Origin of the sequence: Micrococcus sp. Alg238-R198 (assembly GCF_900537135.1) — a bacterium.
Classification (GTDB): Bacteria; Actinomycetota; Actinomycetes; order Actinomycetales; family Micrococcaceae; genus Micrococcus; species Micrococcus luteus.
Map to the genome: position 1 here is coordinate 20,692 of NZ_UNRH01000016.1, position 17,771 is coordinate 38,462.

At 72.0% G+C, this 17,771-nt stretch carries 14 protein-coding genes and 1 rRNA gene; 13 read left to right on the forward strand and 2 right to left on the reverse strand.

The features are described 5' to 3' along the window. The first annotated feature begins 4 nt into the window (after positions 1-4). Complete coding sequence (locus G6R13_RS11410) at positions 5-763, forward strand: phosphoglyceromutase (protein WP_063189350.1); 759 nt, start codon at positions 5-7, stop codon at positions 761-763. A 61-nt stretch (positions 764-824) separates the two neighbouring features. Here G6R13_RS11410 and phoU read toward each other — a convergent pair whose 3' ends face one another. Further along, entirely contained in the window at positions 825-1,493 is a 669-nt protein-coding gene (gene phoU / locus G6R13_RS11415) for a phosphate signaling complex protein PhoU (RefSeq protein WP_036316039.1), read from the reverse strand. 163 nt (positions 1,494-1,656) lie between these two features. On the opposite strand from phoU, the gene G6R13_RS11420 reads away from it, so the two are divergent. Continuing rightward, positions 1,657-2,886, forward strand: a complete 1,230-nt coding sequence (locus G6R13_RS11420; protein ID WP_036384686.1) for an ATP-binding protein — start codon at positions 1,657-1,659, stop codon at positions 2,884-2,886. After that, positions 2,883-3,563: a response regulator transcription factor gene (locus G6R13_RS11425; RefSeq protein WP_002858071.1), complete on the forward strand. Its 681-nt coding sequence runs from the start codon at positions 2,883-2,885 to the stop codon at positions 3,561-3,563. Before G6R13_RS11420 ends, G6R13_RS11425 begins: the two co-directional genes overlap by 4 nt. A 91-nt stretch (positions 3,564-3,654) precedes the next feature. Here G6R13_RS11425 and G6R13_RS11430 read toward each other — a convergent pair whose 3' ends face one another. Continuing rightward, positions 3,655-4,206 (reverse strand): hypothetical protein, encoded by a 552-nt coding sequence (locus G6R13_RS11430; RefSeq protein ID WP_036384688.1) that lies wholly within the window; start codon positions 4,204-4,206, stop codon positions 3,655-3,657. Positions 4,207-4,407: 201 nt separating this feature from the next. Between G6R13_RS11430 and G6R13_RS11435 the strand changes: the two genes are divergently transcribed. From G6R13_RS11435 to G6R13_RS11480, 10 genes are all read left to right on the forward strand, one after another. After that, on the forward strand, positions 4,408-4,890 hold the full coding sequence (locus G6R13_RS11435) for a CarD family transcriptional regulator (protein WP_036384689.1): 483 nt from the start codon (positions 4,408-4,410) through the stop codon (positions 4,888-4,890). Between the two features lie 124 nt (positions 4,891-5,014). Then, entirely contained in the window at positions 5,015-6,313 is a 1,299-nt protein-coding gene (ispF, locus tag G6R13_RS11440) for a 2-C-methyl-D-erythritol 2,4-cyclodiphosphate synthase (RefSeq protein WP_145951523.1), read from the forward strand. Between the two features lie 73 nt (positions 6,314-6,386). Further along, the gene (gene cysS / locus G6R13_RS11445; RefSeq protein ID WP_041104726.1) at positions 6,387-7,844 is read left to right on the forward strand and encodes a cysteine--tRNA ligase; all 1,458 of its coding nucleotides are present in this window, start codon (positions 6,387-6,389) and stop codon (positions 7,842-7,844) included. 74 nt (positions 7,845-7,918) lie between these two features. Next, complete coding sequence (rlmB, locus tag G6R13_RS11450) at positions 7,919-8,908, forward strand: 23S rRNA (guanosine(2251)-2'-O)-methyltransferase RlmB (protein WP_036382443.1); 990 nt, start codon at positions 7,919-7,921, stop codon at positions 8,906-8,908. A gap of 233 nt (positions 8,909-9,141) precedes the next feature. Further along, the gene (locus G6R13_RS11455; protein WP_145951522.1) at positions 9,142-10,152 is read left to right on the forward strand and encodes an ABC transporter substrate-binding protein; all 1,011 of its coding nucleotides are present in this window, start codon (positions 9,142-9,144) and stop codon (positions 10,150-10,152) included. 131 nt (positions 10,153-10,283) lie between these two features. Next, entirely contained in the window at positions 10,284-11,273 is a 990-nt protein-coding gene (locus tag G6R13_RS11460; RefSeq protein WP_036382447.1) for an ABC transporter permease, read from the forward strand. Next, the gene (locus tag G6R13_RS11465; RefSeq protein WP_036382449.1) at positions 11,266-12,057 is read left to right on the forward strand and encodes an ABC transporter ATP-binding protein; all 792 of its coding nucleotides are present in this window, start codon (positions 11,266-11,268) and stop codon (positions 12,055-12,057) included. The genes G6R13_RS11460 and G6R13_RS11465 overlap by 8 nt, the downstream gene beginning before the upstream one ends. A 101-nt stretch (positions 12,058-12,158) precedes the next feature. Then, the gene (locus G6R13_RS11470; RefSeq protein ID WP_163721735.1) at positions 12,159-14,258 is read left to right on the forward strand and encodes an alpha-1,4-glucan--maltose-1-phosphate maltosyltransferase; all 2,100 of its coding nucleotides are present in this window, start codon (positions 12,159-12,161) and stop codon (positions 14,256-14,258) included. A 40-nt stretch (positions 14,259-14,298) separates the two neighbouring features. Then, entirely contained in the window at positions 14,299-16,629 is a 2,331-nt protein-coding gene (gene glgB / locus G6R13_RS11475; RefSeq protein ID WP_163721737.1) for a 1,4-alpha-glucan branching protein GlgB, read from the forward strand. A 743-nt stretch (positions 16,630-17,372) separates the two neighbouring features. After that, positions 17,373-17,771, forward strand: a 16S ribosomal RNA gene (locus G6R13_RS11480); the annotation flags it as partial.

Genomic DNA, 17,771 nt, shown 5'->3' on the forward strand with positions numbered 1-17,771 from the left:
TGACATGGCGAACACCACGTACACGCTGGTCCTGCTGCGGCACGGTCAGAGCGAATGGAACGAGAAGAACCTGTTCACCGGCTGGGTGGACGTCCCGCTGACCGAGAAGGGGCGCGCCGAGGCCGCCCGCGGCGGTGAGCTGCTGGAGGCGGAGGGCATCCGCCCGGACGTGGTCCACACGTCCCTGCTCAAGCGCGCCATCACCACGGCCAACCTGGCCCTCGAGGCCGCGGACCGCCAGTGGATCCCGGTCAAGCGCAGCTGGCGCCTGAACGAGCGCCACTACGGCGCCCTGCAGGGCAAGGACAAGGCCCAGGTGAAGGAGGAGTTCGGCGAGGAGCAGTTCATGGTCTGGCGCCGGTCCTTCGACACCCCGCCGCCCGCCCTGGACGACGACTCCGAGTTCTCCCAGATCGGCGACGAGCGCTACGCGGACCTGGGCAAGGACGCCCCCCGCACCGAGGCCCTCAAGCAGGTCATCGACCGCCTGCTGCCCTACTGGGAGGAGCAGATCCTGCCCGACCTCAAGGCCGGCAAGACCGTGCTGATCGCCGCGCACGGCAACTCGCTGCGCGCCCTGGTCAAGCACCTGGACGGCATCTCGGACGAGGACATCGCGGGCCTGAACATCCCGACGGGCATCCCGCTGGTCTACGAGCTGGACCAGAACTTCAAGCCGATCACCGCGAACGGCCGCTACCTCGACCCGGAGGCCGCCGCCGCCGGCGCCGCCGCCGTGGCCGCCCAGGGCTCCGCGCACTGACGCGTCCGACGACGACGGGCCGGGACCCCGCCGGGGGCCCGGCCCGTGGCGTCGGGGACGGTCAGGAGCCGGTGGCGTCCGGGCGGTGGGTCGCCCACTCGCCCGTGACGAGGTAGCGCACCTTGGCGGCCACGGACAGGCCGTGGTCCGTGAACCGCTCGAGGTAGCGCGAGGCCAGCGTGACGTCCGTGGTGGTGGCCGGCGTCGCGCTCCAGTCCGGGGCGGCGATCGCGCGGAAGACGGACAGGTGCAGCGCGTTGACGTCCTCGTTGAGGGCGTCGATCCGGTCCCCGTGCGCCAGGTCCTGGGTCTCGAGCAGCAGGACGACCTCCTCGGCCACCTCCACGGCGGCGTCGCACATCGCGGTGATCACGGTCCGGACCTGTTCCGGGATGACGTGCTCGGGGTAGCGCAGCCGGGTCAGCTGGGCCACGTGGCGGGCGAGGTCGCCCATGCGCTCGAGCGAGGAGCTCATCCGCAGCGTGGCGACGACGGTGCGCAGGTCCGTGGCCACGGGCGCCTGCAGCGCCAGGATGCGCACGGCCTGCTCGTCGAGGGACTCCTGCAGCTGGTCGATCCGCGCGTCCTCCGAGATGACCCGTTCGGCGCCGTGCACGTCGGCCGCCTCGAGGGCGGCCTGCGCGTCCATCATGGCGCGGTGCACGAGGCGGGCGATCTCGGTCAGGTCGCGGCCCAGCCGTTCGAGGTCGGCTCGGTAGAGCTCGCGCATGGTCTCCTCTCCCCGGCGACGCCCGTGCGCCGCCGACCCCGACTCCCCGGGGCAACGGTCCACCCTGGCAGGGCAAGATGAACGGCCCATGAACGCCGATCGTCCGGCGTCTGGCGGGGCCGGGGCAGCCCGTCTCCGGGCCGCCAGAGGCTAGTCTGGTGCCGTGGATCCCGTCATCATCGGCCTGCTGTGCGGAGCGGTCGGACTGTTCACCGGAGTGGCCTCCATGCTGGCCTTCCGGGCGTCCGAGCGCTCGCGGACGGTGGACCTGACGGTCGGCGAGCCCACCCTCGCCCCGGGCGCCGCCGAGGTCCTCTCCGTGGTCGGCCGCGCGTACGCGGTGGTGGACGACGTCGACGGCGTGGTGCGCGCGAACCCCGCGGCCTACGCCCTGGGCCTCGTGCGGGGGCACTCGCTCGTCCAGGACCAGCTGCGCGAGCTCACGCGGACCGTGCGGGCCGACGGCGTCATCGTCGAGCGCCGCATGGAGCTGCCCCGAGGACCCCTCGGGCAGTCGAGCCTCGTCGTCGAGCTGCGCGTGGCCCCGCTGGACGAGGAGTACATCCTGATCCTGGCCGACGACCGCACGGACGTGACCCGCACCGAGGCCATGCGCCACGACTTCGTCGTCAACGTCTCGCACGAGCTCAAGACGCCGGTGGGCGCCATCTCCCTGCTCTCCGAGGCCATCGGCGACGCCGCGGAGGACGAGGAGGCGGTGCGTCGCTTCGCCGCACGCCTGGGCGTCGAGTCCCGCCGGCTCTCGGCCCTCGTGCAGGACATCATCGAGTTCTCCCGGCTGCAGGCCAAGGACGTGGTCCAGGACGGGGGGCCCGTGGACCTCAACGCCGTCGTCGCCGACGCCGTGGACCGCCTGCGCCTGACCGCCGAGGACCGCGGCATCGCGCTGCGCGTGGGCGGCCGCGTGGACGCGGTGGTGCACGGGGACCAGGACCAGCTGATGACCGCGGTGCGCAACCTGGTGGACAACGCGGTGCGCTACTCCCCGGAGGGCACCACGGTCGGCATCGGCCTGAGCTCCGTGGACGGGCTCGCGCAGGTCACCGTCACGGACCAGGGCATCGGCATCAGCCCGGAGGAGCAGGAGCGGGTCTTCGAACGCTTCTACCGCGTGGACGCGGCGCGGTCGCGTCAGACGGGCGGCACGGGCCTGGGGCTGAGCATCGTCAAGCACGTCGTCATCAACCACGGAGGGGAGGTCACCCTCTGGTCCCAGCCGGGCCGCGGGTCGACCTTCACCATCCGCCTGCCCGAGTGGGGGGACGGTGTCGCCGTCGACGGCGCGCCGGGTGCCGCCCACGTCACCGAGCGGCGCGGTCACCGGGTGACCGCCTCGGCCGCACCCCCGACCCGGAAGGAGACGAGCGCATGAGCCGCATTCTGATCGTGGAGGACGAGGAGTCGTTCAGCGACCCTCTGTCCTACCTCCTGGAGAAGGAGGGGTTCGAGGTCACCGTCGCCGCCGACGGCAACGAGGCGCTGAGCGTCTTCGAGCGCGACAGCGCGGACCTGATCCTCCTGGACCTGATGCTCCCGGGGATGTCCGGCACCGAGGTGTGCCGTCAGGTGCGCCAGCGCTCCAACGTCCCCGTGATCATGCTGACCGCGAAGGACTCGGAGATCGACAAGGTCGTCGGCCTCGAGCTCGGCGCGGACGACTACGTGACCAAGCCGTACTCCTCACGCGAGCTGGTGGCCCGCGTCCGCGCCGTGCTGCGCCGTCAGGGGGAGCAGGAGGAGCCGATGTCGGCGACCATCAGCGCCGGCCCCGTGCGCATGGACGTCGAGCGGCACGTCGTCTCCGTGGACGGCGAGCAGGTGTCCCTGCCGCTCAAGGAGTTCGAGCTGCTGGAGATGCTGCTGCGCAACGCCGGGCGCGTGCTCACCCGCGGCCAGCTGATCGACCGCGTGTGGGGCTCCGACTACGTGGGGGACACCAAGACCCTCGACGTGCACGTGAAGCGCCTGCGCTCCAAGATCGAACCCGACCCCTCGAGCCCCCGCTACCTCGTCACGGTGCGCGGTCTGGGCTACAAGTTCGAGGCCTGACCGGCGCGCTCCTCCCGGGACGACGACGGCCCCGGCTCCACCTCGCGGTGGGGCCGGGGCCGTGGCGTGCCGGGCGCAGGCCCGGCGGAGGTCAGTGCTCCTCGCCGTAGTGGTGGGTCTCCTCGTGGAGGTGCCCGACGAGATCCTCCTCCGAGGGCTCGACTCCCTCGGGGAGCAGGTCACGGTACTGCTCCTGGGTGGCGCTCAGCAGCGGGACGGCCAGGTCGGCGGTGCCGCCGTTGCCGGAGACGGTCACGGGCAGGTTCTCGCCGACCCACACGCCCTCGCGCTCCAGGACGGTTGTGTTCGCCTCGTCCTCGAGCTTGCGGCTCTCGCCGGCGGGGACCTTCAGGGTCGCGGAGCCGCCGCCCTCGGCCTGGAAGGTGTAGGTCTGATCCTGGCCGGAGGTGTTCTCCACGGTGCCGATCAGGCGGGCGGGGCCCGACTCGCCGTCGCCGACGAGGGCGAGGTTGCGGTAGCTCAGGAAGTCCTGCTCCTGGCCGTTGATGCCGTCCGAGGGGGAGTACTGGATGGCGGTGGCGATCGGGCTCACGGCGGAGCAGCCGGTGGCGCCCAGCAGGGCGACCGCGGCCAGCGCACCTGCGGCGAGGTGGCGCCGGGCGGGCCGGGATGCGTTCTTCACAGAGGTCTCCTCAGGTGCGATGACGTGCTCAGGAGCCCCGAGGCAGGGGCCCTGCCAGGTCAGGCTACCGCATCCAGGGACGCCGGCAGGCTTGTGGTGCGGGGTCGTCCACTATCACATCCGGAGGCCGAAGATGTGACGGCACGCGCGGCATGACGGGGCCGCATGATAGAATGAGACGACTGAAAGGGGCACAACAACATGGTTTTTGAGGTCGGAGAGACCGTCGTCTACCCCCACCACGGTGCTGCGCGGATCGAGGAGATCAAGATGCGCACCATCAAGGGGGAGGAGAAGATGTATCTCAAGCTCAAGGTGGCGCAGGGAGACCTGACCATCGAGGTCCCTGCGGAGAACGTCGACCTCGTCGGCGTGCGTGACGTCGTGGATGCGGAGGGGCTCGAGCACGTCATGGAGGTCCTGCGCGCCGAGCACGTGGAGGAGCCGACCAACTGGTCCCGCCGCTACAAGGCGAACCTGGAGAAGCTCGCCAGCGGCGACGTCAACAAGGTGGCCGAGGTCGTCCGCGACCTGTGGCGCCGCGACCAGGACCGCGGCCTGTCCGCCGGCGAGAAGCGCATGCTCGCGAAGGCCCGCCAGGTGCTCGTGTCCGAGCTGGCGCTGGCCAAGAAGGTCACCGAGGAGGAGGCCGAGGGTCGCCTGGACAAGGTGCTCGAGGGTTGACGAGCAGCACACGACAGGGGAGGGGCCCGCGTCCACGACGCGGGCCCCTCCCCTGTTTCGTCCCCGGCCGTCGCCGCCGGGGGTCCCGGGCCACGGACACCGGCGCGCTCCCTAGGATGAGGCCATGCCCACCGCCCTCGTGATCGCCGCCGCCGGCGCCGGCACCCGCCTCGGCGCCGGGCTGCCCAAGGCCCTCGCCCCCCTCGCGGACGGCCGCACCCTCCTGCACCACTGCCTGGCGTCCGTCGCCGCCGCACGCGCCGCCGGGCTCGCCCTCGACGCCGTCGTGGTGCTCACCCCGCCGGCGGGGGCCGACGCCGGCCGCGTGGCCGCCGAGGTCGACGCCGGCCCGCACCTGGACGTGCCCGTGCACTGCGTGCCGGGCGGCGCCGAGCGCGCGGACTCGGTCCGCGCCGGACTCACCGCGGCCTCCCGCGCTCTGGCCGACCTCGCCCCGGCGGGGGCGCCCCGCCGCGTCCTCGTCCACGACGCCGCCCGCGCGCTGACCCCGCCGAGCGTGTTCGGGGCCGTCACGGCGGCGCTCGAGACCGGCGTGGTCGCCGCGGTCCCGGGCCTGCCGCTGACGGACACCGTCAAGCAGGTCACCCCCGGACGGGGCGGCGTCGACGTCGTCGCGGCCACACCGGCCCGCGCCGAACTGCGCGCGATCCAGACGCCGCAGGGCTTCGATCTGGACACCCTGCTGGCGGCCCACGAGGCCGTGCGCACGGACCCCACGCTCGACGCCGCGGTGCTCACCGACGACGCGATGGTCATGGAGGCCGCGGGGCATGAGGTGGTGGTGGTGCCCGGCGACCCGGCCGCGTTCAAGGTCACCGCCCCCGCCGACCTCGACCTCGCCCGCCTCGAACTCGCCCGCCGCATCCCCCAGGAGGAGACTCCCATGGACCAGCCCGCCCGCCCCGCCGCGGCCGCCCCCCTGCCGCGCGTGGGGATCGGCACCGACGTGCACGCGTGGGCACCCGAGGATGCCCCCCGGCCCCTGTGGCTCGGCGGCATCCACTGGCCCGGCGAGCGTGGCGTGGCCGCGACCTCGGACGGGGACGTGGCCGCCCACGCGGCGTGCAACGCCCTGCTCTCCGCCGCCGGCCTCGGCGACCTCGGGGCCGTGTTCGGCGTCGACCGGCCGGAGATGGCGGACGCCTCCGGCGCGGACATGCTCCGCGAGGTGCTGCGCCTGCTGACGGAGGCGGGCGTCGCCGTCGGGAACGTGGCGGTCCAGGTGGTCGCACCCCGGCCCAAGGTGGGCACGCGCCGCGCGGAGATGGAGGCCGCCCTCTCCGCCGCCCTCGGCGGGGCCCCCGTGTCCGTCTCCGCCGCCACCACGGACCGGCTGGGGTTCATCGGGCGCAGGGAGGGGCTGGTCGGGATCGCGACCGCGCTCGTCGTCCCCGCGGCCTGAGCCCGCGTCGGCGCACCGACTAGGCTGGCAGAGCCCCGTCAGGACCCCGCCCCTCCGGAAGGACCGCGCCCCCATGGCCCAGCGCTTCTACGACACCCGCACCGCGCAGATCCGGGACTTCGAGCCCCTCGTGCCCGGCGAGGCGTCGGTGTACTACTGCGGGGCCACGGTGCAGGGCATGCCGCACGTGGGCCACGTGCGCAGCGCGATCGTGTTCGACATCCTCATCCGCTGGCTCGAGGCCACCGGGCTGCGCGTCACCTCGGTGCGGAACGTGACGGACATCGACGACAAGATCCTCGACCGCTCGGCCGCCTCCCACGAGGCCGGCTTCGAGGCCTCGGACCTCTACCCGGCCCGCGAGCCGTGGTGGGCCCTGGCCTACCGGTTCGAGAAGGCGTTCGACGCCGCCTACCTCGCCCTCGGCGTCCGCCGTCCCACCTATGAGCCGCGCGCCACCGGCCACGTGCCCGAGATGTTCGCGCTCATCGAGCGCCTGATGGAGCGCGGCCACGCCTACCCCGCGCAGGACGGCTCGGGCGACGTCTACTTCGACGTCCGGTCCTGGGAGCGCTACGGCGAGCTCACCCGCCAGCGCGTCGAGGACATGCAGGACGCCCCCGACGCCGACCCGCGCGGCAAGCGCGACCCCCGCGACTTCGCCCTGTGGAAGGGCGCCAAGCCCGGCGAGCCCGCCACCGCCGTGTGGGAGTCGCCCTGGGGCGCCGGCCGCCCCGGATGGCACCTGGAGTGCTCGGCCATGTCCACGAAGTACCTCGGCGCCGAGTTCGACATCCACGGCGGCGGCCTGGACCTGCGGTTCCCGCACCACGAGAACGAGCTGGCCCAGTCGGCGGCCGCCGGTGACGGCTTCGCCCGCTTCTGGCTGCACAACGGGCTCGTCACCTACGGCGGCGAGAAGATGTCCAAGTCCGTGGGCAACACGATCTCCCCCGAGGAGATGCTCGGCATGGCCCGCCCGACGGCGGTGCGCTATTTCCTGGGGCAGGCCCACTACCGCTCCCAGCTCGACTACCGGCCCGGCGCCCTCGACGAGGCCGAGGCCGCCGTCGAGCGCATCGAGGGCTTCACGGCCCGCGCCCGCGCCGCCGGCGCCGTCCCGCCCGCCCCCGACGGGGCGCTCGCGGACCGCGTGCCCGCCGCCTTCCGCACCGCCATGGAGGACGACCTCAACGTGCCCCAGGCGCTCGCGGCCCTGCACGAGGCCGTGCGCGCCGGCAACTCGGCGCTGGCCGGGCAGGACCTCGACGCCGCGGCCGCCCGCCTGGCCGAGGTGGAGGCCATGACCGCGGTGCTGGGCCTGGACGACGTGCCCGAGGGCGACGACGCCGCGGCCGGCCCGGTGTCGGACGCCCTCGACTCGCTCGTCCGGTCGCAGATCGAGGCGCGGGCACAGGCCCGCGCGGACAAGGACTGGGCCACCGCGGACCGCATCCGCGATGCGCTGGCCGCGGCCGGCGTCGTGGTGGAGGACGGCGCCGACGGCGCCACATGGCGCCTGGCGGACTGACACCTAGACTGGAGGGCGATCCGGCGGCGCCCCGCGTGCCGCCGCCCCCGTCCCCGGCACGCAGGAGTCCCGCCATGTCCACCGCCCCCCGCTCCGGCGGATCCCGCAAGCCCAAGGGCAAGAAGGGCCCCATGAAGGGCACCGGCGGCCACGGTCGCAAGGCGCTCGAGGGCCGCGGCCCCACCCCCAAGGCCGAGGACCGGGTCTACCACAAGGCGCACCGCGCCAAGCAGCTGGCCGAGCGCTCGGCCGCCAAGCGCGGTCCCGTGAAGGACCAGGTCCGCGGCCGCGTGAAGCTCACGGATGAGACGGTCTCCGGTCGCAATCCCGTGCTCGAGGCGCTGCGCGCGGGCATCCCGGCCAAGGCGCTGCACGTGGCCGTGCGCATCGAGATGGACGACCGCGTCAAGGAGGCCCTGCGCCTCTGCCTCGAGCAGGGCGTGCCGGTCCTGGAGAACACCAAGCCGGAGCTGGACCGCCTCTCCGGCGAGGCCGTGCACCAGGGCATCGTGCTGCAGATCCCGCCCTATGAGTACGCGGACGCCACGGCCCTGGCCCTCGACGCGCTCGCGAAGCACGAGAAGGGGCACCTGCGGACCCCGCCGCTGCTGATCGCGCTCGACGGCATCACCGACCCCCGCAACCTCGGCGCCATCATCCGGGCCGGCTCCGCGTTCGACGCGGACGGCGTGATCGTGCCCGAGCGCCGCTCCGTCGGCGTGACCGCCACCGCCTGGCGCACCTCGGCCGGCGCGGCCGCGCGGGTGCCCGTGGCCCAGGCCGGCAACCTGAACACCACCCTCGTCGACCTGCACAAGGCCGGCTACTTCGTGCTGGGCCTCGACGGCGGAGGGGACGTCTCGCTGCCCGGGCTCGCCCTGGCCACGGAGCCGCTCGTGCTCGTGGTGGGGGCCGAGGGCAAGGGTCTGTCCCGCATGGTGCGGGAGCACTGCCAGCAGATCGTGTCCATCCCGATCGACTCGACGATGGAGTCCCTCAACGCCTCGATGGCGGTGGGCATCTCCCTGTACGAGATCTCGGTGCAGCGCGCCGGCGGGCGCTGACCCCCACGGCGCCCCCGCCCGGGATGACGGCCGGGCGGGGACGCGGGTGTCGCACACGGCGCCGACGCGGGCAGAGTGTCCACAGTGACGCCGATCACATGGCAGGATGTCGCGTGGATACGCGCACGTCTTGCCTGTGATGCGTGTCACCACGCACAGTGTCTGCACTGTGTCCGACGGGCCCCCGTCGGCGAGCGCATCCCGCACCGCACCATCAGAACGAGGTCCGTCTCATGAAGCACCGCTCCCTCCCCCTCACCGCCGCCCTCGCCGTCGCCGCCCTCGGGCTCACGGCGTGCGGCGACTCCGGCGCCGGCGGCTCCGGCTCGTCCTCCGCCGCCGGCGGCGACGGCTCCTACACCGTGGGCATCAACCAGCTCGTCTCCCACCCGGCGCTCGACGGCGCGGCCGAGGGCTTCAAGGAGGCGTTCAAGGACGCCGGCCTGGACGTGACGTTCGAGGAGCAGAACGCCCAGGGCGAGCAGGCCACGGTCACCTCCATCGCCTCCACCTTCGCCAACGACGGGGACGTGGACCTCGTGGCTGCGATCGCGACCCCCGCAGCGCAGGGCACCGCCTCGGCCGTGAAGGACAAGCCGGTCGTGTTCATGGCGGTCACCGATCCCCAGGGCGCTGAGCTCGTGGCCTCGGACGAGGCCCCGGGCGGCAACGTCACCGGCGTCTCGGACCGCAACCCGGTCAAGGAGCAGCTGCAGCTGCTCAAGGACGTGAAGCCGGACGCCGCGACCGTCGGCATCGTCTACAACTCCGGCGAGGCCAATTCCAAGGTCCAGGTGGACCAGGCCAAGGAGGCCGGCAAGGAGCTGGGCCTCGAGGTCAAGGAGGCCACCATCACCAACTCGTCCGAGGTCCAGCAGGGCGTGCAGTCCCTGTCCGGCGTGGACGGCATCTACGTGCCCACGGACAACGCCGTCGTCTCGGCGCTGGAGACCGTGGTGGGCTACGGCAAGGAGCAGCGCGTCCCCGTCATCTCGGCGGACATCGACTCCGTCGAGCGCGGCGCCCTGGGCACGTACGGCATCGACTACACGGCGCACGGCAAGCAGGCCGGCGAGATGGCCGTGAAGATCCTCAAGGACGGCGCGAAGCCGGCCGAGCTGCCCGTGGGCTACGCCGACCCGGCCAACCTGCAGCTCGTGCTGAACCCGAAGGCCGCCGAGGCCTACGGCGTCGAGATCCCCGCCGAGCTCACGGACAGGGCCGATCAGCTCGTCGAGGGCTGATCCCGCGCCTGCCCGCCTCCGCGGCGGCCCGGACCTCGTGGTCCGGGCCGCCGCGGAGCACGTCGACGGCCGGCCCACCCCGTCCCGCCGTCGTCCGTCCCCCCTCGCACCGCCCGAAAGGCACCCGCCCCATGCTGACCGCAGTGGAACTGGGTCTGATCTACGCCGTCGTCGCGCTCGGCGTGTACCTGACCTTCCGCATCCTCGACTTCCCCGACCTCACGGTGGACGGCTCGTTCACCACCGGCGCCGCCACGGCCGCCGTGCTCATCACGGGCGGCACGCCGGTGCCCCTGGCCATGCTCGCCGCCTTCGTGGCGGGCGCGCTCGCGGGCCTCGTCACCGGCCTGCTGCACACGAAGGGCCGGATCGACGGCCTGCTCGCCGGCATCCTCACGATGATCGCGCTCTACTCGATCAACCTGCGGATCATGGGCAAGGCCAACATCCCCCTGCTCGGCCAGGACACCCTGTTCACGTGGCTCGGCGACCTGGGACTGGCCCGGAACTGGGGCTCGATCCTCGTGCTCTTCCTCGGTGTGTTCGTGGTGAAGCTGATCCTCGACTGGTTCCTGCACACGGACCTGGGCCTCGCCCTGCAGGCGACCGGTGACAACGAGGAGATGATCCGCTCGTACGGCGTCTCCACGGACCGGATGAAGATCCTCGGCCTGATGATCTCCAACGGCCTCGTGGCCCTCGGCGGCTCCCTGCTGGCCATGTACCAGGGCTTCGCGGACATCTCCATGGGCATCGGCCTCATCCTCGTGGGCCTGGCGTCCGTGATCGTGGGCCAGGCCGTGTTCGGCCAGCGCACGGTCTTCTGGGCGACGCTCGCCGTGATCGTCGGTGCCGTGCTCTACCGCCTGATCATCCAGTTCGCCCTCAACGCGGGCCTGAGCCCGAACGACATGAAGCTGATCTCCGCGGCCCTCGTCGTCGTGGCCCTGCTGCTGCCGCGCTTCGGCTTCGCCAGGCGCCTGAGCCTGCGCACGCGGGGCACGGCCGCGACCCCGGCGCCGGCCGCCGCCGCACCGGCCACCGCCGGCATGCCCCTGACCGGCGAGCCGGGCGGCGCCACCCCCGCCGCATCCGTCTCCGAGGAGGCCCCCCGTGCTTGAGATCTCACAGGTCTCCAAGACCTTCTTCCCGAACACCGTCAACGAGCGGCGCGCCCTGCAGGGCATCGACCTGCACCTGGCCGAGGGCGACTTCGTCACCGTGATCGGCTCCAACGGCGCCGGCAAGTCCACGATCCTGAACACGATCGCCGGCAAGCTGCTCCCGGACACCGGCACCGTGGCCGTGGGCGGCAAGGACGTCACCCGCATGCCGGACCACCGCCGCGCGGCCTCGATCGGCCGGGTGTTCCAGGACCCGACGGCGGGCACGGCCCCGAACCTCACGATCGAGGAGAACATGGCCCTGGCCTGGCGACGCGGGCACGCCCGCGGGCTCTCGCGGGGCGTCTCCCGCGCCCGGCGCGCGATGTTCCGCGACGAGCTCACGAAGCTCGAACTCGGCCTGGAGAACCGCCTCACCGCCAAGGTCGGGCTGCTCTCCGGTGGCCAGCGTCAGGCGTTGAGCCTGCTCATGGCGACGTTCTCCGGACCGAAGATCCTGCTGCTGGACGAGCACACCGCCGCCCTGGACCCGTCCCGGGCGGAGCTGGTGACCCGCCTGACCCGGCAGGTGGTGGCCGAGCACCGGCTCACCACGCTGATGGTCACGCACAACATGTCCCAGGCCCTCGAGGTCGGCAACCGGCTGATCATGATGCACGACGGCCGGATCATCCTCGAGCTGGACGAGCAGGAGAAGGCCGGGCGCACCCCGGCGGACCTGCTGGCCGAGTTCGGCAAGATCAAGGGCGCCGTCGTGGACGACAAGACCATGCTGTCCTGAGCGTCCCGTCCGGCGCCCCGTCCCCGGCCCGCCCCTCCGCCCCACGGCGGGCGGGCGGGCCGGCCGTTCTCACCGGCGCGGCCGCGGGGTAGCGTCGTGGCGTGAGCACCGTGAAGCCTGACACCCAGAGCGCCACCGCAGCCGATGTCCGCCTCCAGACCGTCACGGGGCGTATCCCGGTGACGGACGTGCAGCCCGTGGTGCTGGACGGCCGGTTCCCGGCGAAGGCCGTGGTCGGCGAGGACATCCCCGTCCGCGCGACCGTGTTCCGCGAGGGCCACGACTCCGTGCGCGCCACCGTCCGCCTGTTCGACCCGGCCGGCGCCGAGGTGCAGCGCGTGCAGATGCGTCCGGGCCGGCCCGGGCTGGACGAGGTCGTGGCCACGCTGCGGCCCGCCGAGCCGGGCCTGCACCAGTTCGTGGTCGAGGGCTGGGACGACCCGGTGGGCACGTGGAAGCACGCGGCCACCGTCAAGATCGCCGCCGGCGTCGACGTGGAGCTGATGCTCGCCGAGGGCGCGGCCCTGTTCCGCCGGGCCGCCGAGGACGCGGAGCGCTCGGCCGAGGACCGCGCCGTGTTCGAGGAGGTCGTTCGCGGCCTCGAGGACGAGTCGCTCATCCCGGCCCAGCGCCTGGCCTCCGCCGAGTCGGCGGAGGTGTCCGCCGTCCTCCACGCCCGCCCCGTGCGGGAGCACCTCACGAGCTCCGAGCTCTACCCGCTGGACGTGCAGCGCGAGCTCGCCGGCCGCGGTGCCTGGTACGAGTTCTTCCCCCGCTCCGAGGGCGCCCGCTTCGACGAGGCCTCCGGCACGTGGTCCTCCGGCACCTTCGCGACGGCGGCCGACCGGCTCCCGGCGGTCGCCCGGATGGGCTTCCAGGTGGCCTACTTGCCGCCGATCCACCCGATCGGCACCACGCACCGCAAGGGTCCGAACAACACGCTGACGGCCGGGCCGCAGGACCCGGGCTCGCCGTGGGCGATCGGCGGGCCCGAGGGCGGACACGACGCCGTGCACCCGGACCTGGGCACCGTCGAGGACTTCGAGGCGTTCGTGGCCGCGGCCGCGGACGAGGGCCTCGAAGTGGCCCTGGACCTGGCCCTGCAGTGCTCCCCGGACCACCCGTGGGTCACCGCACACCCGGAGTGGTTCACCACCCGCGTGGACGGCACCATCGCGTACGCGGAGAACCCGCCGAAGAAGTACCAGGACATCTACCCGCTGAACTTCGACAACGACCCGGACGGCCTCGCCCAGGCGGTGCTGGACGTGGTGCGGGGCTGGGTGGCCCGCGGCGTGCACATCTTCCGCGTGGACAACCCGCACACCAAGCCCCTGTGGTTCTGGGAGTGGCTGATCGCGAAGGTCCGTGCCGAGGAGCCGCGCGTCGTGTTCCTCGCCGAGGCCTTCACCCGTCCCGCGATGATGCACGCCCTGGGCAAGGTCGGGTTCCAGCAGTCCTACGGGTACTACACCTGGCGGAACACCGCCGAGGAGCTCGCGGAGTACCTCCAGGAGATCTCGCACGAGACGCCGGCGTTCTACCGCCCCAACCTCTTCGTCAACACGCCGGACATCCTCACGGAGTACCTGCAGCACGGCGGCCCGGGCGCGTTCCGGATCCGCGCCGTCGTCGCCGCCACGGCCAGCCCGCTGTGGGGCGTCTACGCCGGGTTCGAGCTATTCGAGCACGTGGCCCGGCCCGGCGCGGAGGAGTACATCGACAACGAGAAGTACGAGTACCGCCCCCGGGACTGGGAGGGCGCGGAGGCCGCGGGTGCCTCGCTCGCCCCGTACCTCACCCGGCTCAATGAGATCCGCGCTGCGCACCCGGCGCTGGGCGACCTGCAGAACCTGACCCTGCACGCCTCGACGCACCCGGACCTGCTCGTGTTCTCGAAGACGCGCTCGGCCCGGCCCGAGGGCGCGCACCGGGACGCCGAGGCGGTCACCGACGCCGGTCCCGCGGAGGACACCCTGATCGTCGTCGTCACCACGAACCCGCACGACGTCGTCGAGGCGACCCTGGACCTGGACCTCGAGGCGCTGCGTCTGCGCCCCGAGGACCGCGACGCGTCCGGGGCCGTCGAGGTGGAGGACCTGCTCACCGGCCAGCGCTGGCAGTGGGGCCGCACCCCGTACGTCCGCCTGGACCCGAACGTCGAGCCCGCCCATGTCCTGCGGATCGTCCGGAACGGCTGAGCCGCTCCCGACGCCCGCCGTCCCCAGAACAGGAATCGCCATGACCCCGTCCGCCGCCCCCCGCCCCGCCGTCGCCCCGCTCGCCGTGGACCCGGAGGTGCTGGCCGCCGTCGCGCAGGGCCGGCACCACGATCCGCACACCGTGCTGGGCGCCCACCCGCATCCCGACGGCGCCGCGGTCACCTACCGCGTGCTGCGCCCGCTGGCGCGCACGGTCACGGTGGTCCGCGCCGGCGACGGGCAGCGGGTGGAGCTGACGCACGAGCACGACGGCGTGTTCGCGGGCGTGGCCCCGACGCCCCGCGTGGCCGGGGCCGCCGCGGGCGACTACCGCGTCGAGGTGGCGTACGAGACCGAGGACGGCACGACCGGTCCCGTCCAGGAGCAGGACGACGCGTACCGGCACCTGCCCACGCTCGGCGAGCTGGACCTGCACCTGATCGGGGAGGGCCGGCACGAACGGCTGTGGGAGGTGCTCGGCGCCCGCGTGGTCCGCACCTCCGCCGACGAGGCCGTCGGTACGGCCTTCGCGGTCTGGGCGCCGAATGCGCGGGCCGTGCGCGTGGTGGGCGACCACAACGGCTGGGACGGCCGGACCCACGCCATGCGGTCCCTCGGCTCCTCCGGCGTGTGGGAGCTGCTGGCGCCCGGCGTCGGTCACGGCGACCGCTACAAGTTCGAGATCCTCGGCCGGGACGGGCTCTGGCGGCAGAAGGCGGACCCGATGGCCCGCTGGACGGAGGTCCCGCCGGCCACGGCCTCGCGTGTGCTGGAGTCCGACTACGCCTTCGGGGACCGCACCTGGATGGAGCGCCGCCGCGTCACGGACCCGCACGAGCGCCCGCTGAGCATCTACGAGGTGCACCTGGGCTCGTGGCGGCCCGGGCTCGACTACCGCGAGCTGGCCGAGCAGCTCGTGGAGTACGTGCAGTGGCTGGGTTTCACGCACGTGGAGTTCCTGCCGGTCGCGGAACATCCGTTCGGCGGGTCCTGGGGCTACCAGGTGACCGGCTACTACGCCCCCACCTCCCGGTTCGGCTCCCCGGACGAGTTCAAGCACCTGGTGGACGCGCTCCACCGGGCGGGGATCGGCGTCATCGTGGACTGGGTGCCGGCGCACTTCCCGAAGGACGAGTGGGCGCTCGCGCGCTTCGACGGGACCGCCCTGTACGAGCACCCGGACCCGCGGAGGGGCGAGCATCCGGACTGGGGCACCCTCGTGTTCGACTTCGGCCGCACCGAGGTCCGCAACTTCCTCGTGGCCAACGCGCTCTACTGGCTCGGCGAGTTCCACATCGACGGGCTGCGTGTGGACGCCGTCGCCTCGATGCTCTACCTGGACTACTCGCGCGAGGACGGGCAGTGGGAGCCCAACGTGCACGGCGGCAACCACAACCTCGAGGCCATCGACTTCCTGCGCGAGGTCAACGCGACCGTGTACCGCCTGCACCCCGGCGTCCACATGATCGCGGAGGAGTCCACGGCCTTCTCCGGGGTGAGCGCTCCCGTGGACGCGGGCGGTCTCGGCTTCGGCAAGAAGTGGAACATGGGCTGGATGCACGACACCCTGGCCTACCTGTCCCAGGACCCGGTCAACCGCCGGTGGCACCACGAGCAGTGGACGTTCTCCCTGGTGTACGCCTACTCGGAGAACTACGTGCTGCCGCTGTCCCACGATGAGGTCGTCCACGGCAAGGGCTCCCTGCTGGGCCGCATCCCGGGCGACCGACGGCAGCAGCTGGCGACCCTGCGCGCCTACTACGGGTACATGTGGGCGCACCCCGGCAAGCAGCTGCTGTTCATGGGCGGGGAGTACGCGCAGCCGAGCGAGTGGTCCGAGGGCGAGGGCCTGGACTGGCCCGTCTCGTGGGATGAGGCGCACCGCGGGGTCCAGCTGACGATCCGGGAGCTCAACGCGCTCTACCGCAGCAAGCCGGCGCTCTGGTCGCTGGACCACAGCCCGGAGGGATTCGCGTGGGTGGACGGCGGCGACGCCGACGGCAACACGCTCGTGTTCCTCCGCATGCCCGCGGCGCAGGTGGTGCCGGAGACACGGATCGACGACGACGGCGCCGCGGTCCCGGCCGCTGAACCGGGCGGCGCCCCGCTGCTGTGCATCACCAACCTCTCGGGGTCGCCGCGTCAGGGGCTGCGCGTGGGGGTGCCGTCCGCGGGGGAGTGGACGGTGGTGCTGGACACCGACGCGATCGACTTCCACGGTGACGGCTGGCGGGAGCAGACCCGCCAGTCCGAGGTGATCGCGGCCCATGAGGGCCAGTGGCAGGGCCAGCCTGCCCACGTCACGGTGAACGTGCCGGCGCTGACCACCCTGTGGCTCCAGCCGCACCCGGACACGACAGCCACGCCCTGACGCGTGGTGCACGTCACGATCGGCGGTCTCGGCGCGGGCGTGCCGAACCACGTCGGGCGGCATCGAGGAATCCGCGAGAACACGCGGAAGTCGACCGTCCGCCCGGGACTGCGCGCCGGGTGTCACCCCTGATTTTGTGTTCGGTGGGATTCGTGTGTAGAGTTCCATCTCGTGCTCAAGACGCCGACCGGGTGACAGGGAGGCGGGGTGAAGAACACAGAATCCGCGGATTCATGCCGAGAATGGCAGGTCCAGGGCGGGTGGTGCTCACCGGGTGCGCGGCCGGCAGTGATGCGGGTCGGGATTCCTGAAGAAGATGATCTGGTTTGACAGCCGGCAATCATGTGGTAAGCTTTTCAAGGCCTTCCACGTGGATGGTCCGGTGAGTGTCTGACACCGCGTTGAGCGGAGTTGACATGGTCGGATCATGTGGTAAGGTTTCCTAGCCCGGCCACGTGAACGAACGGTGAATGCTTCGGACACGGAGTTGACACGGTCGAAACGGATGGTCTAGGATGGAGAAGTTGCTCCAGAGCGAAACGGCCCGCGGAGCGGGTCGCTGAAGCTGGAAGCGCCTGTTGTTTGAGAACTCAATAGTGTGCCAAGTTTGTTGATGCCAATTGTTTTAACACATATTGGTTGATCATCGCCTGCCACCCCCGTGGTGTGGTGATGGTTTGCTAGGTATTGAATGGATGTCGTGGTGGTTATTTCCGGCTGCCACGGTGTTGTTCTGTAATTTTTTTACGGAGAGTTTGATCCTGGCTCAGGATGAACGCTGGCGGCGTGCTTAACACATGCAAGTCGAACGATGAAGCCCAGCTTGCTGGGTGGATTAGTGGCGAACGGGTGAGTAACACGTGAGTAACCTGCCCTTAACTCTGGGATAAGCCTGGGAAACTGGGTCTAATACCGGATAGGAGCGTCCACCGCATGGTGGGTGTTGGAAAGATTTATCGGTTTTGGATGGACTCGCGGCCTATCAGCTTGTTGGTGAGGTAATGGCTCACCAAGGCGACGACGGGTAGCCGGCCTGAGAGGGTGACCGGCCACACTGGGACTGAGACACGGCCCAGACTCCTACGGGAGGCAGCTGAGGGGAATATTGCACAATGGGCGCAACCATTAGTCAGCGACGCCGC